This window comes from Cryobacterium sp. SO1 (assembly GCF_004210215.2).
Classification (GTDB): Bacteria; Actinomycetota; Actinomycetes; order Actinomycetales; family Microbacteriaceae; genus Cryobacterium.
Genome location: NZ_CP067394.1, coordinates 246,150 through 267,595, shown reverse-complemented (window position 1 = coordinate 267,595; position 21,446 = coordinate 246,150). Strand labels below are relative to the sequence as shown.

Annotated in this window: 17 protein-coding genes, 3 tRNA genes and 1 pseudogene; 7 read left to right on the top strand and 14 right to left on the bottom strand. The window is 68.9% G+C overall.

The genetic code is table 11. The annotated features are described in order from the left end of the window. The first annotated feature begins 6 nt into the window (after positions 1 to 6). Positions 7 to 753, top strand: a complete 747-nt coding sequence (locus BJQ95_RS01310; protein WP_240694664.1) for an SGNH/GDSL hydrolase family protein — start codon at positions 7 to 9, stop codon at positions 751 to 753. Positions 754 to 778: 25 nt separating this feature from the next. Here BJQ95_RS01310 and BJQ95_RS01305 read toward each other — a convergent pair whose 3' ends face one another. The 4 genes and pseudogenes from BJQ95_RS01305 to BJQ95_RS01290 form a co-directional block, all read right to left on the bottom strand. Then, entirely contained in the window at positions 779 to 1,483 is a 705-nt protein-coding gene (locus tag BJQ95_RS01305) for a glycosyltransferase (protein WP_130177030.1), read from the bottom strand. Continuing rightward, positions 1,480 to 2,961 carry a bifunctional PIG-L family deacetylase/class I SAM-dependent methyltransferase gene (locus BJQ95_RS01300; RefSeq protein WP_130177029.1) on the bottom strand — a complete coding sequence of 494 codons (1,482 nt, stop codon included), beginning with the start codon at positions 2,959 to 2,961 and terminating at the stop codon, positions 1,480 to 1,482. The genes BJQ95_RS01305 and BJQ95_RS01300 overlap by 4 nt, the downstream gene beginning before the upstream one ends. Further along, a complete protein-coding gene (locus BJQ95_RS01295) occupies positions 2,955 to 4,181 on the bottom strand; it encodes an acyl-CoA dehydrogenase (protein WP_130177028.1) in 1,227 nt (408 codons plus the stop codon). Before BJQ95_RS01295 ends, BJQ95_RS01300 begins: the two co-directional genes overlap by 7 nt. A gap of 573 nt (positions 4,182 to 4,754) precedes the next feature. After that, positions 4,755 to 5,300: pseudogene (locus BJQ95_RS01290) on the bottom strand (fibronectin type III-like domain-contianing protein); the annotation flags it as partial. On the opposite strand from BJQ95_RS01290, the gene BJQ95_RS01285 reads away from it, so the two are divergent. Both BJQ95_RS01285 and BJQ95_RS01280 read left to right on the top strand, forming a co-directional pair. Next, the gene (locus BJQ95_RS01285; RefSeq protein WP_370688355.1) at positions 5,220 to 5,672 is read left to right on the top strand and encodes a ThuA domain-containing protein; all 453 of its coding nucleotides are present in this window, start codon (positions 5,220 to 5,222) and stop codon (positions 5,670 to 5,672) included. The pseudogene BJQ95_RS01290 and the gene BJQ95_RS01285 sit on opposite strands and share 81 nt — an antisense overlap. A gap of 11 nt (positions 5,673 to 5,683) precedes the next feature. Next, positions 5,684 to 6,778: a Gfo/Idh/MocA family protein gene (locus BJQ95_RS01280; RefSeq protein ID WP_205750077.1), complete on the top strand. Its 1,095-nt coding sequence runs from the start codon at positions 5,684 to 5,686 to the stop codon at positions 6,776 to 6,778. A 257-nt stretch (positions 6,779 to 7,035) separates the two neighbouring features. On the opposite strand, the gene BJQ95_RS01275 is transcribed toward BJQ95_RS01280, so the two are convergent. The 6 genes from BJQ95_RS01275 to BJQ95_RS01250 form a co-directional block, all read right to left on the bottom strand. Further along, positions 7,036 to 7,109: transfer RNA gene (locus BJQ95_RS01275), tRNA-Met, on the bottom strand. 31 nt (positions 7,110 to 7,140) lie between these two features. Further along, positions 7,141 to 7,212: transfer RNA gene (locus BJQ95_RS01270), tRNA-Thr, on the bottom strand. A gap of 53 nt (positions 7,213 to 7,265) precedes the next feature. Then, on the bottom strand, positions 7,266 to 9,191 hold the full coding sequence (locus tag BJQ95_RS01265; protein WP_130177026.1) for a glycoside hydrolase family 13 protein: 1,926 nt from the start codon (positions 9,189 to 9,191) through the stop codon (positions 7,266 to 7,268). 8 nt (positions 9,192 to 9,199) lie between these two features. After that, a complete protein-coding gene (locus tag BJQ95_RS01260) occupies positions 9,200 to 10,114 on the bottom strand; it encodes a sugar ABC transporter permease (RefSeq protein ID WP_130177025.1) in 915 nt (304 codons plus the stop codon). A 1-nt stretch (position 10,115) separates the two neighbouring features. After that, complete coding sequence (locus tag BJQ95_RS01255; protein WP_130177024.1) at positions 10,116 to 11,741, bottom strand: ABC transporter permease subunit; 1,626 nt, start codon at positions 11,739 to 11,741, stop codon at positions 10,116 to 10,118. A gap of 105 nt (positions 11,742 to 11,846) precedes the next feature. After that, a complete protein-coding gene (locus tag BJQ95_RS01250; RefSeq protein WP_130177051.1) occupies positions 11,847 to 13,079 on the bottom strand; it encodes a maltose ABC transporter substrate-binding protein in 1,233 nt (410 codons plus the stop codon). Positions 13,080 to 13,251: 172 nt separating this feature from the next. Here BJQ95_RS01250 and BJQ95_RS01245 point away from each other — a divergent pair, with 172 nt between their 5' ends. Further along, complete coding sequence (locus tag BJQ95_RS01245; protein ID WP_130177023.1) at positions 13,252 to 14,922, top strand: glycoside hydrolase family 13 protein; 1,671 nt, start codon at positions 13,252 to 13,254, stop codon at positions 14,920 to 14,922. A gap of 128 nt (positions 14,923 to 15,050) precedes the next feature. After that, positions 15,051 to 15,812, top strand: a complete 762-nt coding sequence (locus BJQ95_RS01240) for a GTP pyrophosphokinase family protein (RefSeq protein WP_240694663.1) — start codon at positions 15,051 to 15,053, stop codon at positions 15,810 to 15,812. A gap of 188 nt (positions 15,813 to 16,000) precedes the next feature. Here the strand turns inward: BJQ95_RS01240 and BJQ95_RS19415 are convergent, their stop codons facing one another. The 3 genes from BJQ95_RS19415 to BJQ95_RS01225 all read right to left on the bottom strand — a co-directional run bounded on the left by BJQ95_RS19415 (position 16,001) and on the right by BJQ95_RS01225 (position 18,657). Next, the gene (locus BJQ95_RS19415) at positions 16,001 to 17,359 is read right to left on the bottom strand and encodes a M23 family metallopeptidase (RefSeq protein WP_130177022.1); all 1,359 of its coding nucleotides are present in this window, start codon (positions 17,357 to 17,359) and stop codon (positions 16,001 to 16,003) included. Between the two features lie 245 nt (positions 17,360 to 17,604). After that, positions 17,605 to 18,438 (bottom strand): inositol monophosphatase family protein, encoded by an 834-nt coding sequence (locus BJQ95_RS01230; RefSeq protein ID WP_130177021.1) that lies wholly within the window; start codon positions 18,436 to 18,438, stop codon positions 17,605 to 17,607. 137 nt (positions 18,439 to 18,575) lie between these two features. Continuing rightward, positions 18,576 to 18,657 (bottom strand) — tRNA-Tyr (locus tag BJQ95_RS01225). Positions 18,658 to 18,812: 155 nt separating this feature from the next. Between BJQ95_RS01225 and BJQ95_RS01220 the strand changes: the two genes are divergently transcribed. Together BJQ95_RS01220 and BJQ95_RS01215 are read left to right on the top strand one after the other, a co-directional pair. Then, the gene (locus BJQ95_RS01220; protein ID WP_130177020.1) at positions 18,813 to 19,829 is read left to right on the top strand and encodes a LacI family DNA-binding transcriptional regulator; all 1,017 of its coding nucleotides are present in this window, start codon (positions 18,813 to 18,815) and stop codon (positions 19,827 to 19,829) included. Positions 19,830 to 19,878: 49 nt separating this feature from the next. After that, the gene (locus tag BJQ95_RS01215; RefSeq protein ID WP_130177019.1) at positions 19,879 to 20,367 is read left to right on the top strand and encodes a YajQ family cyclic di-GMP-binding protein; all 489 of its coding nucleotides are present in this window, start codon (positions 19,879 to 19,881) and stop codon (positions 20,365 to 20,367) included. Between the two features lie 74 nt (positions 20,368 to 20,441). Here BJQ95_RS01215 and BJQ95_RS01210 read toward each other — a convergent pair whose 3' ends face one another. Beyond that, the gene (locus BJQ95_RS01210; protein WP_130177018.1) at positions 20,442 to 21,437 is read right to left on the bottom strand and encodes an alpha/beta hydrolase; all 996 of its coding nucleotides are present in this window, start codon (positions 21,435 to 21,437) and stop codon (positions 20,442 to 20,444) included. Positions 21,438 to 21,446 lie beyond the last annotated feature (9 nt).

The following is a 21,446-nucleotide window of genomic DNA, read 5'->3' as shown; positions in this document are numbered from 1 at the left end:
CGCTTTGTGGCGATCGGCGACAGCTTCACCGAGGGCGTCGGTGACGACCTGCCGGACGGCCAGGTGCGTGGCTGGGCCGACCTCGTCGCGATCGGGCTCGCCGCGGCGACCCCCGAGCCGGTCTCGTACGCGAACCTCGCCATCCGCGGCAAGCTGCTCGGCCCGATCGTGAACGACCAGCTGGAACCGGCGCTGGCGCTGGGGCCCGACCTGCTCACCGTCTGCGGCGGCGGTAACGACATGATGCGCCCCCGGGTGGAGATCTCCTACGTCGTCGATCTGCTCGACAGGGTCGTCGACAAGGCGGTGGCCGACGGTATCCACGTCGTGGTGCTCAGCGGCGGCAATCCGTCCAGGCACCTGCCGTTGGGTTCGTTGATGCAGAAGCGCGGCGACAGGCTCGCCGAGGCCGCCAGGGACACCTTCGGCAAGCCCGGCGTGACCCTGGTGGACAACTGGATCGACACCGAGCTGATGAACAGCCGGTTCTGGTCGGCGGACAAGCTGCACCTGAACGCCTGCGGGCACACCCGAGTGGCGATCAACGTGCTCAAAGCCCTCGATGTGCCGATTCCGGACGGCTGGGGACAGGGCCAGGCGGGCGAAGCACCGCCGAGGGAACGCATCCAGGACACCGCCGCCTACTACGCCGCCTACGTGTTGCCGTGGATCGGCCGCCGGCTCACCGGCCGGTCGTCCGGCGACGGACGGCCGCCCAAGCGCCCCGAACTCACCGTCGTCGAGACGCCCTAGTCCGCACGTCGGCACGGCGGATCTCTCAGCGTGTTGCCGCGACCTGTCCGGCGAGGTAGCCGCCGAATCCCCCCGGCACCCGGCTGCGCAGCCGACCGGAGGTGAGCACCGGGATGAGCGCGGTACGGCACTCACGAGCGCCGAGGCCGCGAAGCGCCGCCACCAACAGCACGTCCTCGTCTGAGTCCACGTCGCTGAACCCGTTCGCCTGCAGGTAGCGGTCGGCGCGCACGCCCAGGTTGGCGCCGTGCACGTACGGATGCCCGTCGACCAGGGTGTGCGAGTCGTGCCAGCGGGCCCGCTCCGGCACCGCAAGCTCCTCGTCGGGCAGCACGGTGCCGAGCACTAGCTCGGTGCCCGCCTGGGCCAGGGCCAGTTGCACCGCCAGCCATCGCCGGGGAACCGCGGAGTCGGCATCCGTCGTCGCCACCCAGGTGCTGGTGTCGGCTCCGGCGGTCAGCAGGTGGGCCACCCCCTCCCGGCGGGCGGATCCCACCGACCCGGCCTCGCTTTCCAGCGCACGGAACTGCGGCCATCGCGCCACGACATCGGCCGAGCCGTCGGTGCAGCGGTCGAGCACCACGACGACCGAGATGGTCGGGGTGTCGGCGCCGAACTCGTCCCGCACGGCCTGCACGGCATCGGCCAGAGCCGCCAGGCACCGCGGCAGCCGGCTCTCCTCGTTGCGGGCAGGCACCACCACGATGAGCCGGTCGATGCGGTGCGTCACGAGACCAGCCCTTCCCGCTGGGCCACGGAGGGGGCCGGGCTGGGCTCGTAGACCTCCAGCACGAAGTCACGTTCGAGGTGCTGCACGGTGCGGTCCAGTCCGGGCAGGGCGGCGAGCGCCGCGTGCACGTCGTCGCCGCCGAGCGGGTATTCGCCCACCGGATGCCGCCAGTGGCAGGCCACCAGCGTGCCGTTGGGGCCGAGGCTCTGCCGGCAGCGCTGGAGGAGAACGGCCAGGTCTGCCGGCGAGCAGTAGTAGCCGATCTCGGACAGCACCACCAGGTCGAAGGTGCCCGCCGGCCATTCCCCGGGCAAGGCCCACCGCTCCACCCGCACGCCGGGCAAGTCGGTGAGTCGCTCTCGGGCCACGGCGAGCGCCTGCTCATTGATGTCGGTGGCGAGCAGGGTGTCGGAGCGGTCGGCGAGGTCCCGGCTGAGCACACCGATGGAACAGCCCAGCTCGAGGGCGGCGCTGTACCGCGGCAGGGGCAACGCCGCCAGGGTGAGCGCGCGCTTGCGGGCCTCGTACCACCGGGTCTCAAAGCCCCAGGGATCCCTCGAGCCGGCGTAGAAGTCGTCGAAGAACCCGGCGGAGAGGCTCTGCGGCGCCGCGGCATCCGTCGTGCTGCCGGGCCTGCTCGGCCTGCTGCTCGGCGTGGCGCCGGCGTCGTCGTCGTGTGGACCGTGCGCCGGCTCGTCGGCGGCGCCGATGAAGAGCTCCCGGGATCGTTCGAAATGGGCGGCGAAACCCGGTTGCACGATCGCCTCGTCTCCGGGCCGATCGGACAGCGGTTGCACCTGGCTCGTGTGGGCCGCCATCGCGGTGTTCTTGCGTTGCCGCGCCGCCGCATCCAGCTCGAGGCTCCACAGCCCGGTGCCGTGCCCGGTGGCCCACACCGGATCCCCGGGCGACGACCAATGCCACGCCCAGATCGGGTACTCGAGCAGTCTGGCGCCGGTGCGGGCCGCGACGAGCGCCGCCACCTCGCCCGCGGCCGCGTGGTCGGGATGCCCGTCCAGGCGCCAGGGGGCGACAACCCAGGTGGCGTCGGCGGTCCCGGCACCCGGCAGCTCCGCCGCTAGCTCGGCCGCGAGCGCTTCCTCCAGGCTGTTCCGGTGCTGGGTCAGGTCGCCGTCGGGCAGGTCGAGCAGGCGCACCATCGCCGCCGGCGCCAGTGCGCTCACCGCGTTCACCATCTCCACCCGGCGCACGGCGACCAGGTCCGCCGGGGTGAGGGTGGGTGAGCGCGGGTGCGACGCCTCACCGTTCGTGGCCAGGATCACCGTGATGCCCAGCCCGAGCTGCCCGGCGATGGCGATCAGACCGCCGGCGCCGAGCGACTCGTCGTCGGGGTGCGCGGCCACCACGATGAGACGGCCGCAGCTCGCCAGCGCCAACGGCCGGATGCGGGCAGACCAGTCGGCGTCGTTCCACACCCGCTCGCTCGTGCCGCCGCTGCGATGCGTGAAGGTCACCATGACGGCGCCTCCTCCGCAACCAGGCGACTGCCGAGCGCGGCGTCGTCCCGCTCAGCGTGGTGCTGACGGATATACAGGCTGAGGTCGGCCACCCGGCGGGAGTGCCGGGCGTCCAGAGCGAGCGGGGCCGGTCCGAGCGCGTGCCCGACCCTGGAGAGCACCTCGTCCACGGTGCGCGCGACGAGCCCGCGCACCCGGGCAGCCAACAGTGCGCCGGCATCACCGACGGCCTCGCCCCGGTCGATTGCCCCGGCGGCGTCGAACAGGGCGGCGCCAGCGCCCCTGAGCGCCAGGTCCACCGCGCCCAGGTGGGCCAGCAGGATCTGGTCGGGTTCCCGCCCGCCGGTGGCCGACCGCTGTGCGGCGGCGGTGCGCAGGTGCCTCGCCACGCCCACGGCGCCGCCGAACCAGCACGCCGCCACCTGGATACCGCCCCAACTGAACCCGGGCCGGGTGAGGTACCACCCGTCGTCTCCGACGGGCAGCGCGGCAACCCCGGCGAAGTCCACCGGGCCGCTGGTCACCTCGACGAGTCCCGTCGCGAACCAGGCGTCCTGCCGCACCGTGATGCCCGGGTCGACCAGGTCAACGGCGAACAGCCGCCGCCGGGCCGGCTCCGCGCCCGCCGTCGTGGTGTGTGCGGTGACCAGCGCGTGGCTGAGCGACCCGGCCAGCGAGCACCAGGGCTTCCGGCCGCTCAGCCGCCAGCCGGCCGGGGTGCTGATGGCGTCGACCCGTTGGCCGCGACCCTCCGCCGCGAAGACACCCCAGCTGGCCGAGGCTGGGTTTGTCCGGACGGCGCTGGCCGGGACCGTGCTGTCCGGGACGGCGATGGCGGGGACGGCCCTGGCGGGGACAGTGCTGGCGGGGACAGTGCTGGCGGGGACAGTGCGCGTCAGAACCGTGCTGGCTGGCCCCGGGGCCTGCTGCAGAATCGCGAGGGCATCCTTGTGCGCCTCGAGAACCCTGGCGGCAGTGAGGTCGGCCGCGGCCACTGTGGCGAGGGCGTCGAACAGGGCAACGGTGTGGCCGGAGCCGGGCTGCGGCAGTCCGACACCCTTTGCCACGGCGAACCGGATGGCCCGCTCGGCGTTGCCGTCCACGGCCCAGGCCGCCTCGGCGAGGTGCGCCAGCCGCCCGAGGTCCTCCGGCCGCCGGGATCCGCGACTCCCGCTCACTCCCCCGACGATGACCGCCGCGGAGCCTGGCTGCGTCGTCATAGCTCTCCCCAAGTTCCGGCGCGGCGGCTGTCCGGGGTCCCCGATGCCACACCGCGCCTGCGTTTCTGAATATCCTGCCAAATAACGCACCCCGCGGCGCAGATATCCGCACCCGACTCCTTACGAAGCCGGGAAAACCAGGTTACTATCCCCCCATACGGGGGTGCTCCCCGAAGTGTGGCCCTGAGGCACCGTTGATAGGGCCCGACCGAGGTCACACCAGAAGCATCTCCGCATGGGGCGGGCCGTCATCGGGGCGGCCTGCCCCTTCCTCTGCGCACAGGGTCTTCTGCGCGCTGGGTCTTCTGCGCACTGCGCGGCCACCCCCGCGCGGGTGCCGTCCGAGGGCTCCTCGCCGAGCGCGGCATCGTTGAGCGCGGCGGCATCCGTCCGTGAGGCCATTTCGCGCCGGGCGGGCTAGGCGCCGCTAGGCGGGTGGCGCGCCACCCGCCTACCGGCGCTTGCCCCGCCTACCTCGCGCGGCGCACCCAACCACGCGCGGCGCAGCAACCACGCGCGGCGCAGCAGCCACCCGGCCATCGCCACTAGACCGTAACCACGCGGCCGTCGCCGCTAAACCGGCACCGGCTCGGTCCCCCGCGACGGCTCCGCCATCCGCTCGGCCGTGCTCAACACCAGGCGGCCATCCGCCAGGGTCACCCGGTGCACGGCCCCGGTGATGGTGATGCCGGTCTCGGTCTGCTTGTCCGCGCACGAACCACCGACCCACAGGTCCACCCGGCCGGGTTCGACGATGCGCTCGTGCCGCAGGCCGGTGAACGCCAGCCGGGCCGTCGGAACCTCGAAGCGCACCACGGCCTCGTCGCCGGGCTCGAGCGTCAGGCGGTGGTACCCGAGCAACTGAGCGACAGGCCGGGTGACGCTGGCGTGCACATCCCGCGCGTAAAGCTGCACGAGGTCGGTGCCGGCCCGCCCGCCGGTGTTGCGGATGCGCACACTCGCCGAGAACGTGCCGCCGGCCGCGACCTCGGTGTCGGCCGTCAATCCGGTGCGGTCGAAGGTGGTGTAGCTCAGCCCGTGCCCGAACGGAAGCACCGGAGTGCTGTCGACGCTGGTCACCTCCGACGGACCGCCCAGGATCGGGTGCACGAAAGAATAGCCACTGCCCCGGAGCTGCGGGTGGGCGGCGACGAGGAGAACTACCTGGAGTACCTGGTCAGCGTAACGAAAGCGGGCCGTAAGCATCCGGTCACCGCGGGCCTGGCGGACTTCAGCCTCACGACCGAGCCATACTGGGTGCTGCACGATGATCTCTGCGACGTGCTCGCGACCACAACGCATCCGGCGCAGGCATGGCAGCCGTGGCACCGGCCGGTGACGTCGCCGGCCGTCTGGACCCGGCAGTGGGGCCGCGCCCGCATTGTCGTGACGACGCCGGGGCACAGCCTGGATGTGCTCGAGGATCCGTCCGTTCGCACCATCATCGAGAGGGGCATGCTGTGCGCGAATCGCATACCAGCCGAGAAGTGACACCGCATTGACTGGGCATCGTGGGCCTCGGCGTCATCTCCGCCGCCTACCTCGAGACGCTGGCGGCCAGTGACGCCGTGGTCATCACGGCCGTGGCCGATCTGGATCCAGGCCGCGCACGAACGGTGGCGGCCGCACTGCCGGCCGCCCGCGCGATGACGGTGGCCGATCTGCTTGCCAGTGACGACGTCGACACCGTGCTCAACCTCACCACCCCGGCCGCGCACGCCGAGATCGCGGCCGGGGCCATCAACCAGGGCAAGCAGGTCTACGGCGAGAAGCCGCTGGCGGTGACCCTGGCCAAGGGCCGCAGCATCCTCGAGGCCGCAGCGCACGCGGGCGTGCGGGTCGGGTCCGCGCCCGACACCGTGCTCGGCACCGGTATCCAGACCGCCAGGGCCGCGATCGACAACGGCCTGATCGGCCACCCCGTCGCGGCGTCAGCGGTCATGGTCACCGCCGGGCACGAACTCTGGCACCCCAACCCGGACTTCTACTACCGCGAGGGCGGCGACCCGCTCTTCGACATGGGCCCGTACTACATCGCTGCGCTGATCCACCTGCTCGGTCCGATCCGATCGGTGACCGGCGCGTCCAGCAGGCCGCAGGATCACCGGGTCATCCGCGCAGGGCCGCGGGCCGGCGAAAGCATCCCGGTCTTCGTCGACACCCACGTCACCGGGGTGCTCGAACACGTCAGCGGCGCTCTGTCGACGATCACGATGAGCTGTGACTGCACAGCCACCGTGGCATCGCCGATCGAGGTGCACGGCACAGAGGGCACCCTCTGCGTCGGCGACCCGAACACCTTCGACGGCCCCACCAGCCACCGGCGCCTGAACGATGGCGGCTTCCACCTGCTCGACCTGCTGGCCGGCTACGTCGACGGCGCCCGCGGCATCGGCCTCCTCGACCTGATCCGCACACTGCCCCGGCACAACGCCCGCGCCACCGGCGAGCTCGCCTTGCACGTGCTCGATGCCATGGAGTCCCTGCAGCGCGCCGCGACCGAGGGGCACCGGGTCGACCTGACGACGGATGCCGACCGCCCCGATCCCGTGCTGTTGACGCCCCGCGCGGAGTGGCTCGGCGCCGGGCGCCGGTAGCCCCTGGTGGCGGTGCGGTTCGGGACCCGAGCGCCCAATTAGGAAAACGGTCGCATATAAGGACCCTGTGGCCGATTCCGTCCTTTGAATCGCACTATTTCCTTATATCAGGGCCTTCTGCTCCCCACGGGGGAAAGAGTCAGAAACCCTGTGCATATCGCGGTGTGCACCCAATACGATGCGCTGAAACCACCCGCTGACGGGCCAGGACGGGCAAAGAAAAGGCCCGAATCTTCGTGAGAAGTTCGGGCCGTGTGTAGCGGGAGCGGGAATTGAACCCGCGACACCACGATTATGAGCCGTGTGCTCTAACCAACTGAGCTACCCCGCCTTAGACTTTCAGAGCCTAGCTCTCAAGCCTGAGCCCCCTGTGGGAATCGGACCCACTACCTCTTCCTTACCAAGGAAGTGCTCTACCAATGAGCTAAGGGGGCAAAACTTCAAACTTCTGAAGTTGAACCGTGCTTTTGGCAACCGGTAAACATTATCACCTCGCGAGACCCGTCGGCGACACAGGGCGGGCATCCGGGCCGATTGTGACGCCGGGCAGCGCCCAGGCGGTGAAGGATGCGCCGGGGGCGACCAGCCGGACGCCCGCGGCGGACACCGTGCAGGCAGCCGTTCCGGTCTCGGGCCGCAGCTCGCCGGTGAGCCCGCCGACGGGCAGCACCCAGCCCGGCAGGGTCACTTCGGCGGCGGCCCGGGTCGCCAGCAGCAGCACCGACTCCTGCTCGGTCTCGCGCACGTAGACGAGCGCGTCCTCTCCCACGTGCAGCCAGCGCAGCCCGCCCGTGCTGAGGGCCTCATGGCCGCGGCGGAGGCCGATCAGCGTCGAATACAGGTCGATGGTCGCGGCGACGTCCGGCTCGGCCGCGCTCCCCCACGGCATCGGCGTGCGGGAGTGTTCGCCGTCGACGCCGACGAGGCCGAACTCGTCGCCGGCGAAGACCACAGGGATGCCCGGCAGGGTCACCGAGAGGCCCACGGCCACCGGCACAGTCGCGGCGTCGGCGTGCGTGCGGAACCGGGCCGTGTCGTGGGTGTCCAGGGCGTTCATGGTGGCCAGCCGGGTGCGCCAGGGGAAGCCGGCGGCGAACCGGGTGTGCGCCCGGTGGAACTGCTCGCCGGTGTGCGCCGGGATACTGCCGAGCGGCAGCCCGAAGAAGGACGGAACCGGGTCGGGCCGGCAGAGCCAGGCCCAGAGCGGCCGGGTGAAGTTGGCGTAGGTCATCGCGCCGTGCCAAGCGTCGCCCTGGAAGTCGGCCGAGGCGTCGTTGGTGAATTCGCCGAGCAGGATGGTGTCGGGGTTCACCTCGATCATGGTGCGGCGGATGGTCTGACGCACGTCGGCATTGAGATCTTCGTCGCCGAGCCTGCCGGTCATGTTCGCCACGTCGATGCGCCAACCGTCCAGGTTGTACGGCGCCTCGAGCCACCGTGCGACCACCGAGTCGGGTCCGTCGATGAACCGGCGGCGGAGCTCGGCCGAGCTCCAGTTGAACTTGGGCAGCTCGGGCACGCCCAGCCAGGACATGTAGTCGCGCTGCTCGGGGTCGAGCCAGTAGTAGAAGGCGCTCTCCGGAGCCGCCGGGGTGAGGTGAGCGGCCTGGAACCACTCGTGGCCGTCACCGGAGTGGTTGGCGGTCAGGTCGCCGATCACCTTGAGCCCGCGGGCGTGGGCGGCCGTGACGAGCCGGATCAGCGCCGTGTCGCCGCCGAGCAACGGGTCGACCTCGGTGAAGCCGGCCGCGTCGTAGCGGTGGTTGGAGCCGCCGGGGAACACCGGGGTGAGGTAGAGCAGGGTCACGCCAAGACGCTCGAGGTGGTCGAGGTGCTCGGTGATGCCGTCGAGGTCGCCGCCGTAGAACTGGTGCGACCGGCCCGGCTGGAGCTGGTCGACGGCGTCGTCCCACTCGGCGGGCATCGCCCAGTCCGGCGCCTTGCGGTGCTCGGCGGCGGCAGACCGGGCGAACCGGTCGGGGAAGACCTGGTACATCACGCTGGTCGCCGCCCAGTCCGGCGGGGCCGGATGGGCCACGAGCTTGAAGTCCTCCGAGTCGAGGGTTTCGATGTCGTGCAGCCCGCTCGCGTTCAACCACCAGTGCGCGCCGTCGGCCATGCTGAGCAAAAACCTGTAGCCGTGTACCGGGTTCCCCACCACCAGGTCGGCGGCCCACCAGGCGTAGCCGGCCTCGAATTCCCCGGCGCTGCCGAGCGGCCGGGCGTCGCCGAAGCGCGGTTCCTGGTCGGGATTGGAGCGGGTGCGCACCATCGCCACGTCACCGAACGCGAGCGGGATGCGCAACCGCACGGTGACGATGCCGCCGAGCACCGGCGCCTGGGTGGAGACATACAGCGGCGAGCCGTCATGGTGCGGAAGCAGGTGGAACGGGAGCGGGTGGTGCGGGAGCATCGGGTAAGTTACTTGACCGATCCGGCCGTCAGGCCGCCCACGATGTACTTCTGCAGCCAGAGGAACAGCGCCATCACGGGCAGGGCCGCGAGCACGGCACCGGCCGCGAAGACCGAGTAGTTGCTCGAGAACTCCTGCGACACGAACTGGTACAGGCCCACCGCGAGGGTCTGCTTCTCCGGGGTGATCAGCACGATGCTTGCGATCACGAACTCGTTGGTGGTGCCCACGAATGACAGCAGCCCGACCACCGCGAGGATGGGCGCGACCAGCCGAAGGATGATGGTGAAGAAGATCCGGGCGTGGCCGGCGCCGTCGAGCTTGGCGGCCTCGTCGATGGAGGCCGGGATCGTGTTGAAGAAGCCGTACATCAGATAGGTGTTCACGCCGAGCGCGCCGCCGAGGTACACCATGATCAGGCCGATCTGGGTGTCTAGGCCGATCGCCGGGAAGATGTCCGAGATGCCGTTGAGCAGCAGGAAGATCGCCACGACGGCCAGCAGCTGCGGGAACATCTGCACCAGCACGAGCATCAGCAGGCCGGCGCGACGGCCGGTGAAACGCATCCGGGAGAAGGAGTACGCGGCCAGGGCGCCGAGGAACACGGTGCCGGCGGAGGTGATGCCGCCGATCAGCAGGGTGTTGCCGTACCAGGCCGCGTACGGCTGCTGCGGCAGGTTGAACAGGGTGACGTAGCTGCCGATGTCGATCTGGCTGAACAGGCCGTTCGCGGTGATCAGGGTTCCGCCGGGGTGCAGCGACGCCGAGAGCACGTAGAGCAGCGGAAAGGCGGAGAAGATCACCATGACGGCACCGACCAGGTGACGCCAGCCGGTGGCGCGGAACCAGCTGCCGAAGTTGAACGGGTGCCTCACCGGAATGAAGTCCGTGCCGCTCGGGGCTGCGATAGTCGTTGTCGCCATCTCAGTTCAACTCCTCTAGTGCCTTGGTCTGTCTGAAGCTGATGATCGACACGAGCGCGACCAGAACGAAGATCAGGATCGAGAACGCGCTCGCCAGCCCGTAGTCGCGGTTGGCGCCGACGAAGGCCACCTTGTAGACCATCGAGATCAGGATGTCGGTGGCGCCGACGTTCACCCCCGCCGTCACGTCACGCGGCCCGCCGTTGGTGAGCATGTAGATGAGGTTGAAGTTGTTGAAGTTGAACGCGAACGAGGCGATCAGCAGCGGCGAGACCGAGACGAGCAGCAGCGGCAGCTTGATCAGCCTGAACACCTGCCAGGGCCGGGCGCCGTCCACAGTGGCCGCTTCCTGCAGCTCGCCGGGGATGGACTGCAGCGCCCCGGTGCAGACCAGGAACATGTACGGGAAGCCCAACCAGAGGTTGACGAAGATGATGCTGAACTTGGCCAGCCACTCGTTGGTCAGCCAGGGGATCTCTGCCCCACCGAACAGGACCTGGTTGATGAAACCGAACTGCGGGTTGAGCATGCCGGCCCAGACCAGGGCGGAGAGGAAGGCGGGGAAGGCGTAGGGCAGGATCATCACGACCCTGTAGACGTTCCGGCCGCGCATCCGCAGGTCGTTGAAGACGATCGCCAGGAACAGGCCGAGGGCGAACGTCGTGGCCACCGAGAGGAACGCGAAGGCGAAGGTCCACAGGGTCACGCTGATCAGCGGGCCGCGGATGGAGTCGGTGCCGAAGGCCTTGGCGAAGTTGGCCAGGCCCACCTCGACCTTCCAGCCGGGCTGCAGGTCGGCGCCGTCCTCGGCGACGAACGAGCCCTGGGAGGGGTCTTCGGTGTAGACGACACCGGTGCTGGCGTCGCTCATGGTGCCGGCGGCCTCGTCGTAGACCAGGTCGGAGAGATAGAGGTAGGCGGCGGAACCGTCGGGGGTGCGGAGGCTGCCGTCATTGGGGTCGTCGGAGACGGGCACGGCCAGGGCGGCGATGGCCTCCTGGTTGTCCACGATCTCGGCGAAGTTCAGCGCGGTGTAGCCGGGCAGGCCGATGGCCTGGCCGGAGGCAGCCGTTTCGGCGTCGCTGACCTCGGTCAGTGGCGAGTCCGGGTTGCCGACACTGATTTCGCCGTCGGGGTCGGTGACCAGGAAGCTGTAAGCGCCGGCCTGTTCGAGCACGGTGAGGGCGTAGCTGGGCGAATCCGGCACCCGCTCTTGCGAGGAGAGGATCAGCGAGTTGACAGCGTCTTCTTTGTTGCTGTTGTGGCCGGTGCCGTAGTTGGTGAAGGCGATGTAGCCGGAGTATCCGACGACGAAGATCTGGAAGATGAGCAGGAAGATAAGTCCGGGGGCGAGGTACTTGGCCGGCAGCCCCTTGACGCGGAAGTAGACCCAGTTCACGACGATCGTGACCAGCAGCACCAGGCTGAAGACCAGCCAGTCCTGCTTGATGAAGAGCACAAAAAGCGCGTAAACGCTGATCGCGTCGACGATGCCGAGCAGCAACACCTTGACCAGCAGCACCTTGATGCCGGCGGATGCGGCCTCCGCGATGCGGCTCGCCTGCCGCTCTTTCTTGGCGGCGACGATTTGGGCCCGATCGCGCTCGGTTCCGGGGGTAGTCATCATTGTCTGCTCTCTAGCGCGCCTGCCGGCGGAGTTGCGTGCGGTGCTGCGGATGGTGCGCCCGGCCCTGAGGGGCCGGGCGCACCCGGTAGTGCCAGGTGGTGCGTGTTACTGGATGGCGGCCGCGATGTCCGCGGTCATCTTCTGCCACAGCTGCACGGGGTCACCCTGGTTGCTGATGATCGCAGCCTCGGTGACGCCCCAGAACTGCCAGACCTTGCCCATCTGCGGAATGTTGGGCATCGGCACGGCGGAGGCGCCGACGGCACCGAATCCGGCGGTGATCGGGTCGGAGCTGGCGGACTCGAACGCGGCGGTCAGTGCCGGCGGGCGTCCACCGACGTCGTAGAGCGCGGTCTGCACGTCTTCACTGCCGATGTAGTTCACCAGGAACTCGTTGGCGGCGATGGCGTTCTTGGTCTTCGCGCTGACCATGAAGCCCTGCACACCCACGAAGGGCTGGGCGGCCTGGCCGCCGGCCGACGGTACGGCGTCGATGGAGAGGTCGATGCCCGCGGCCTGCGCGTCCGGCACGTTCCACGGCCCGGTGAGCAGGAACGGCGACGCGCCGGCGAAGAACTTCTCCTTGGCGATGTCACCGGTGAGGTTGACGCTCATCCGGCCTGCTGCGCCTTCGGAGGCCAGCCAGGTTGCGAAGGCTTCGCCACCGGCGTTGCCCACGGTGAGGTCGTCGGGGTTGTAGCTGCCGTCCGCGTTGGTGCCGAAGACCGGAGCGCCGAACGAGGTCTGGAACGGGTACAGGTGGTACGGGTCGGCCTCGGGGCCGATCTGCACGAGGTAGGGGAACTCGGTTCCGGCGGCGACGCCGGCGGCGGTCATGTCGTCGAAGGTGGCCGGCGCGGTGGGTGCCAGCGCGGTGTTACGGAGCAGCGCGATGTTCTCGATGGAGTACGGCACGCCGTAGGTCTTGCCCTCGTAGCTCATGGCGGTAACGGCGACCTGCTGGTAGTCGGCCGCGGTGTCGCCGAGCTCGACGGGCTGAACCACGCCGTTGCTCACGAAGTTGCCGAGCCAGTCGTGCGCGGCGATCGTGATGTCCGGGCCCTTGCCGGTGGGCACCTGAGCGATGAACTCTTCCTGGATCTTTGCGAAGTCCTTCTGGACCAGCTTGACCTTGACACCGGACTCCTTGGTGAAGGCCGCGGCAGCGTCCTTCAACACGGCGGCGCGGTCGGCATCCACCCACACGGTCAGTGTGCTGGAGTCGGCATCCGATGTGGTGCCGCTCGAGTTCGAACCAGCCGCGCAGCCGGCCAGGGCCAGGGACGCGGCGACGGCTATTGCGCCGGCGGCGAGCAAGCCATTCTTCTTCACCATCATTGGTGTGCCTTTCATGATCAACATTGACAATTGTGCAAGCGGTTACAGGTATACCTGCCATTTGAACGATTGGCAACCCGGTCTGTGGTTATCAATAGTTAACGAGCGTTCCGCACGGGCTCGGTTTGTGGAAACGCTTGCATGCAATGTGGAATGCCGTAGTCTTTTCGACATGACAGGCACAGAGTGGTGGCGTACCGCCGTTATTTATCAGATCTACCCGCGGTCGTTCGCTGACGCCAACGGCGACGGCATGGGCGACCTCGCCGGCATCCGGTCGCGCCTGCCGCAGCTGGCCCAGTTGGGGGTGGACGCCATCTGGCTGTCGCCCTTCTACACCTCGCCGCAGCGCGACGCCGGCTACGACGTGTCCGACTACTGCGACGTCGACCCGCTGTTCGGCACCCTGTCCGACTACGACGAGATGCAGGCCGTCGCGCACGCCCTGGGCATCCGCGTGATCGTCGACATCGTGCCCAACCACTCCTCCAGCGACCACCCGTGGTTCAAGGCCGCCCTGGCCGCCGGCCCCGGCAGCGACGAACGCGCTCACTACATCTTCCGTGACGGCCTCGGCGAGAACGGCGAGCGTCCCCCGAACAACTGGGAATCCGTGTTCGGCGGCAACGCCTGGACCCGCACGACCGATCCCGACGGTGCGCCCGGCCAGTGGTACCTACACCTCTTCGACACCACCCAGCCCGACTTCGACTGGGACAACGAATGGGTGCGCACCGAGTTCCGTGACGTGCTCCGGTTCTGGCTGGACCGCGGCGTCGACGGCTTCCGGGTGGATGTGGCCCACGGCATGATCAAGGCCAAGGGCCTGCCGGACTACACCCCGCCCGCCGACGGCGGCAGCATGGGCGGCGCGACAACCGCGCTCGAGCCCGGCGTCGTGGCCGAGCCCGTCGCGGGCGCCCCGTACTGGGCCCAGGACGGCGTGCACGACATCTACCGCGACTGGCGTCTCGTGCTGGACGAATACAAGGGTGACCGCATCCTGGCCGCCGAAGCCTGGGTCGACCCGCTCTACCGGGTGGCGCAGTGGGTGCGGCCGGACGAGATGCACCAGGCCTTCAACTTCGCCTACCTGGAAACCTCGTGGCAGGCCGAGGCTCTGCACCGCGTGATCGACGACTCGCTGGCCGCGTTCAGCGCCGTGGGGGCGCCGAGCACCTGGGTGCTCTCCAACCACGACGTCGTGCGGCACGCGTCCAGGCTCGCGCTCACCGCCGACAACCTGCAGGGCCACGGCATCGGACCGAACACCGTCGGCCTGCCGGACACCGTGGTCGGGCTGCGTCGAGCTCGCGCCGCATCCGCCCTGATGCTCTCCCTGCCCGGCTCCAGCTACATCTACCAGGGCGAGGAACTCGGACTGCCTGAGGTCATCCACCTGCCTGACTCGTCGCGGGAGGACCCCACCTGGTTCCGCACCAACGGGGAGCGCTACGGCCGCGACGGCTGCCGCGTGCCGATCCCGTGGGAAGGCGCGTCCCCGTCGTACGGCTTCGGGCCGAGCGCGAAGAGTTGGCTGCCCCAGCCCGCCGAGTGGGCGGAGCTGGCCCGTGACGCGCAGGCCGGTGTTGCGGGATCGACCCTCGAGCTCTACACGGACGCCCTGGCGCTTCGCCGCCAGAACAACCTCGGCCTCGGCTCGGTTCAGTGGCTGTCCTCGCCGAGTGATGACGTTCTCGTCTTCCGCAACCAGGGTGTGATTGTGGTCGCCAACACCGGCGACCAGCCCGTGGAGCTGCCGGCCGGCGATGTGCTGCTGTCCAGCGCTGCCCTGATCGGGCGCACGCTGCCCGGTGACACCACCGCCTGGTTGCGGGGCTGAGCCCGGCAGGCACCCATCCAGTCGCCACCCCCGCTCGCAGCGCGCTCCCAGCGAGTGCCGATGCGGGGGGTGGCAGACTCGAGGTGGCCACGCGCACTCGTGGGGCCATCGTTGACAGGGGAGCGCTCGTGACCGACCAGGATCTCGAATGGCCCAGCGACCTCCAACAGATCCGGACCGAACTCACCCGGTTCATGATGTCGTACAAGTTCGCGACCGACGAGATGATGACCAAGGTCAACATTCTCAAGGAGGAGTTCAGCGCGATCCACGACTACAGCCCGATCGAGCATGTCAGCCACCGGCTCAAGTCGCCGGAGGGGATCCTCCAGAAGGCCAACCGCAAGGGTTACCCGCTTGACCTCGAGGGCATCCGGGACAACATCCAGGACATCGCGGGCATCCGCATCACCTGCAGCTTCATCTCGGACACCTACCGGGTGCTCGAGATGCTCACCGGCCAGCGCGACATCACCGTTCTGCAGGTCAAGGACTACATCACAGAACCCAAGTCGAACGGGTACAGGAGCCTGCACCTGATCGTCGCGATCCCCGTGTTCATGTCCGACCGGGTGCAGCCGGTCACGGTCGAGGTGCAGATCCGCACAGTGGCGATGGACTTCTGGGCCAGCCTCGAGCACAAGATCTTCTACAAGTACGACGGCGCCGTGCCGACCGCACTCGTGGGCGAGCTCAAGCAGGCCGCCGACGTGGCCAACCAGCTCGACGTCGACATGGAGCGCCTGCATGACCAGGTCGTGTCGTTGGGGACGACGCCCGCGGACGCACCGACCCGGTGGGCGCAACCCACCCAGCACGGCTCGGACGGCCTGGCGCCGTTCCCGCTCCCCCGCTCGCTGCTCGAGGCGTTCCTGGACAAGGCCGTCTGACCCAGCCCCGCTGGTCGAGCTCGTCGAGACCCCGCGATCCGACCTGACGCCACCGCTGGTCGAGCTTGTCGAGACCTAGTGAGAGGACCTCACGCCATCGCTGGTCGAGCTTGTCGAGACCTGGTGAGAGGACCTCACGCCAACGCTGGTCGAGCTTGTCGAGACCTGGTGAGAAGACCTGACCGGCGCTAGTTGGTGTTGGCGTACAGCCAGACCAACGGGTCGGTCTTTGTGCCGCTGATGCCGCCGAGGCGGATCTCGAAGTGCAGGTGCGGGCCGGTCGACATACCCGTTGAACCCACCTTGCCGATGACCTGGCCCACCTTGACGACGTCACCGGTCTTCAGCAGCATCGACCCGTGCACCATGTGCGCGTACACGCTGGAGACCTTCTTACCGTCGATCATGTGCTCGATGATCATGTGCACGCCGAGACTGCCTTCGCCGTCTTCGGTGAAGCTGACCACACCGTCGGCGATCGCCTGGATGGGCGCTCCGATCCCGGGGTTGAAGTCCTGGCCGCCGTGATTGACCGAGCAGCCCGCGCAGTTGCGGTAGCCGAACTGGTCGCCAACGTGCACGCCGACCGCGAACGGCCACTGGATGCTTCCGTTCGGATTGTTGCTGAAGGTGTCTTCCATCCGGATGCCGCTCGCGGCGGCGACCTCGGCGATGGACTGCGACTGGTAGCTGTCCTGCTCGACCGTGATGGTGTCGGTGCCGTTGGCCAAGTTAATGACCTGGGTCGGCTCGGCGCCGCTGGTGGGCTTCTTGGCTTCAAGGGCCGCGGCCTGCACATCGCTCGAGGACAGTAGCGCGTCCGCGGGGATCGAGGTGGCTACGGCCATCAAGGCTACGAAGGACATGGCGATGATCGACCCACCCTTGGTGGCCAGCATGCGCATGCGGTGGTGGCCGGAGCGGGTCGAGTCGGCGCGCTTGGGCGCGGACGGCAGCGCCCGGGCGCGCGGCACGAAGTCCGGAAGGGTACGCTCGGGCTCGCTCGGCTCCGTGCGGGCCTCTGACGCCGCGGCGGGCGCTGTCGCTGGCGCGGTGTCGTCGCTCGCCGACGCGGCGCGCAGCTGGGCACGCAGGGCCGCGCGCGACGGCAGCACGATGGTCGTGGTGGTCGTGTTCGGGGAAACGTCGCTCGGGATCTGCTCGTAGGCCGGCTTGGCGGGCAGGGCCAGGTCGCGTTCCTTGAGGACGACTGCCTCGAGGTGAGTTTCGGCCAGCTCGGCGCCGACCAGGCGGTGGACCTCGGGTGACAGTCCGGCGGCGGGCTCGGCGTCCATCACATCGGCGTCCACGTGGGCGACGGCAACAAAGTCGGTGTTTTCCGCGCTTGCGGCGTCGGCGGCCGAGGCCGGTTCGGTCCGGGCCGCGGCGCGGCGCTCGAGTTCGCGCTGTTCGCGACGCGTCAGCGTGCGCTCGGGCGCGGCGGCCGCGCGGTCAGCTCCGGGCGTTCCGTGCCGGCCGGCGTTGCTTTGTGAGGGGTCACTGGGGTCGGCTACAGAGGCATCCGACAACGGCGTGTGACGTGACAAAGGGCGGGTACTTTCGGCGCGATTGAGTGAACGAGAGGCTCGTAATCTGGCCGGGGCCAAAGTAACGAATGAATAAAGGCTAGCTTGCGAGGCGCGAAATCACCATTTGATGTCGCCGAATCACACCCGAAAACGGGGTAGACCCCACCCTGTGGAGGATGCGCGGGAGGGGTCAGGCGTGATAGCAATTCCGGCTTTTTCCCTGCCATCCTGCGGCGAGGGCGGCCGCGTCGGCGCCCAGAGCCTCAAATGTCGTCATCCGCCATAAATTCTTCGAAAAGATTCACCAGCAGCGGCTCGGCCGCGTCGTAGAGATCGGGCGCGGCCGCGATGAGAAGGCTGAGGCCTTCACGGTCGTCACCGAATGCGCCCACCCGGGCGCCGGCCTCGGCGGCGACCAGGGCACCGGCGGCGTGGTCCCACGGGTTCAGCCCGCGTTCGTAATAGAGGTCGAGCCGGCCGGCGGCGACCGAGCACAGGTCGAGCGAGGCCGCGCCCATCCGCCGCACGTCGCGCACGCGGTGGATCAAGCCGTGCAGCACGTTCGCCTGGCGGGTGCGCCGCACCGAGTCGTAGGAGAATCCGGTGCCGAACAGGGCCAGGGACAGCGGCACCCCGCCGGCAACTTGCAGGGCCCGGCCGTTCAGGTGCGCCCCGCCGCCGGCACTGGCCGAGAAGAGCTCGTCGATGGCCGGGTTGCGCACGGCGCCGGCCAGGGCAGTCCAGCTGGCCGGGTCGGGGTCGCCCTCCACCACGGCGATGCTCACGCCGTAGAAGGGGATGCCGTACAGGTAGTTGACGGTGCCGTCGATGGGGTCGACCACCCAGGTGAGGCCCGAGGTGCCGGCGGTGGCGGTGGACTCCTCGCCGTGGAAGCCATCATTCGGTCGCGCATCCGCCAAGAGGCCCCGGATCAGCGCCTCGGTCTCCCGGTCCGCGAGGGTCACCACGTCCTCGGGGGACGACTTCGAGGCCGCGATCTGAACGCCTTCGGCTCGCCGGCGCCGGGCCAGCTCCCCGGCCACCATGGCGGTCTCCTGGGCGAGGGCGAGCAATTCGGTCGTGGTGGTGGGGGTCATCCGCCCACGGTACGCCAGAGCGCGCCCCGACGACAGGAGCGGAGGGTGACCGGCCGGTTAACGCACAAACGCGCCGGATCTCCGACGCGTTGTGGTGGTGGTGGTGGTGCTGTGCTGGTCTTGCCCCATCCTTGCTGTGGCGAGTGCGAGATTCGAACTCACGAAGGCTACGCCGTCTGATTTACAGTCAGATCCCTTTGGCCGCTTGGGTAACTCGCCAGTGCATACCCGGCCATATGTAGCCACGTGACCGGAGACGCTCAGACAGAATACAAGCCGAAGGGCCCAAGTGCGAAATCAGCCGCGGCAGCCGGCCCGCAAACCGGTGGATATGATCACTTCATACCCCTTCTTGCACGCCGGTAAGGAACCCCATGGTCGGCATCGACGAGGTCGCCCGCCGTGCGGGCGTCTCCACCGCGACGGTTTCGCGCGCCCTGAGCGGAAATGGCCATGTGTCACCCACCACCCGGCTCAAGGTCAAGGCCGCCGCGCTCGAGCTGGGCTACGTGGTCTCCTCGAACGCATCCAGCCTGGCGTCGGGCCGGATGAAGAACATCGGTGTCGTGGTGCCGTTCCTCAACCGCTGGTTCTTCTCCAGCGTCGTCGAGGGCGCCCAGAAGGCGCTGTTGCACAACGGGTACGACCTCACGCTCTACAACCTCACCGGCGGCGGCGGCGAGCGTCGCAGCGTCTTCGAGCACTTCCTGCTGCGCCAGCGGGTGGATGCCGTGATCGCGATTTCCCTGGAGCTGACCGAGAGCGAGGTGGCCAGGCTGCACGCGCTGGGCAAACCGCTGGTCGGCGTGGGCGGCCCGATCACGGGCGTGCGCACCCTCACCATCGACGACGGCGCCGTGGCCAGGCTCGCGACCGAGCACCTGCTGGCCCTCGGCCACACCCGGATCGCCCACATCGGCGGCAACAAGGACTTCGACCTCGACTTCCACCTGCCCACCAACCGGCGCTTCGGCTACGAAGCCGCGCTGGAGGCAGCCGGCATCGGCGTGGCCCCTGAACTGTTCCAGCCGGCCGACTTCACCATCCGCGGCGGCTACCAGGCCGCCAAACAACTGCTGGGCAGCCCGCACGACCGGCCAACGGCGATCTTCGCCGCGTCCGACGAGATGGCCATCGGCAGCATCCTGGCGGCGCGCGACCTGGGCCTTGTCGTGCCGCGGGACGTCTCCGTGATCGGCATCGACGACCACGAGCTGGCCGACTTCTTCGGCCTGAGCACCATCGCGCAGTTCCCCCAGGGCCAGGGCGCCAAGGCCGTGGAGATCCTGATGGACCAGCTGCATCCGGGCCAGCACGACCAGGCGACACTGGATACCCCGATGCCGTTTGAGCTCATCGTGCGCTCCAGCACAGCGCGCCCCGGCGACTGATCGAGCGGCCGATGGGCGGCATCCGGCCCTTCTCGGTAACATGGCTCCCATGGCAGATTCTACGTTCGACATCGTCAGCAAGGTCGACCCCATGGAGGTCGACAACGCGCTCAACCAGGCTCATAAAGAGGTGGCGCAGCGCTACGACTTCAAGAACGTCGGCGCATCCATCGAGATGAGCGGCGAGAAGGTGCTCATGAAGGCGAACACCGAGGAACGCGTCAAGGCGATCCTCGAGGTGTTCGAGTCGAAGCTGATCAAGCGCGGCATCTCGCTGCGCAGCCTCGACACCGGTGAGCCGTACGCCTCCGGCAAGGAGTACCGCATCGAAGCCAGCATGAAGGCCGGCATCGACCAGGAGAACGCGAAGAAGATCAACAAGATCATCCGGGACGAGGGCCCCAAGGGCGTCAAGAGCCAGATCCAGGGCGACGAACTCCGGGTCTCCTCCAAGAGCCGCGACGACCTGCAGTCCACCATGGCCCTGCTGAAGGGCAAGGACCTCGACGTAGCCCTCCAGTTCGTAAACTTCCGCTGATCCACCCCGCGAACTGTGAGCTAAGCCCCTAAAACTCGCGTTTTTCGGGGCTTTTCTCACAGTTCGCGGATGGTTCAGGGCGCGTAGGCCCGGAGCCAGCGGGTGAGGGCGGCGTACGCGGCGCGGCGCGGGGCCTCGGCGGAGAGGATGACGTCGTGCAGGGCGCCCTCGATGCGGGCCACCGTGACGGTGGAGCCCAGCCGCACGGAGGCGCGGGCGATGTCGTCCACCACCAGCACGCTGTCGGTGTGCCGCATCTGATCGTTCCACCGAGGCAGGATCGTCGAGCGTGCCGAGAGCATCGTGAGGATCGGCACCTCGATGCCCAGCCCGGCCGCCACGGCGGCGTGGCCCTCGAGCACGGCGTTCAGCCAGGCCCGGTGCGCCGGGAAACCGCGGGTCGGCCGCCAGCGCGACTCGTAGGACCACTCGCCGTCGAGTTCGGCCGAGACCGACCGGGTGTAGAAACCGAGGTCCACCTGGGGCAGGGTGCCCAGCGGCTGCACGCGGGCCCCCAACTGCACCAGCGGCGTGATGAAGGCTCGGCCCACCCCGCCGGTCTGGAACTCCAGCCACGGACTGTTCAGCACCAGGGCGCTGGCCCGGCCGGGGTGCCGGGCCGCCCACAGGCTCAGGGTGAGGCCGCCGGTGGAGTGCCCCATCAGCACCAGGCGGCGTCGGGAGGGCCGTTCGTCGTTCTCGCCGTGGCCCATCGCGGCCAGGGCCGCGTCGATGTCCGCGTCGTAGGTGGCCAGGTCGGCCACGTAGCCCGGGGTTTGGTGGTCGCGCAGGCTGCGCCCGTACTTCCTCAGGTCGAGGGCGTGGAAGCGGGCGCCCACACCGTGCCAGTATTCGGCGAGGGTGGTCTGGAAGAAGTAGTCCGACCATCCGTGCACGTAGAGAACATCAACGCCGTGCGCGGGGGCGAACGGCGACACCAGAGTGCCGAGCGGCGGCCGGTAGCGCACCAGTGTGGCGACGACATCGCCTTCGCCGTCGCTGCCCAGCGGCAGCGTCAGTTGCTGGAACCGGTCCCCGAGGACATCCTCCAGCCACGCCAACTCCCCCATGCCCCCACC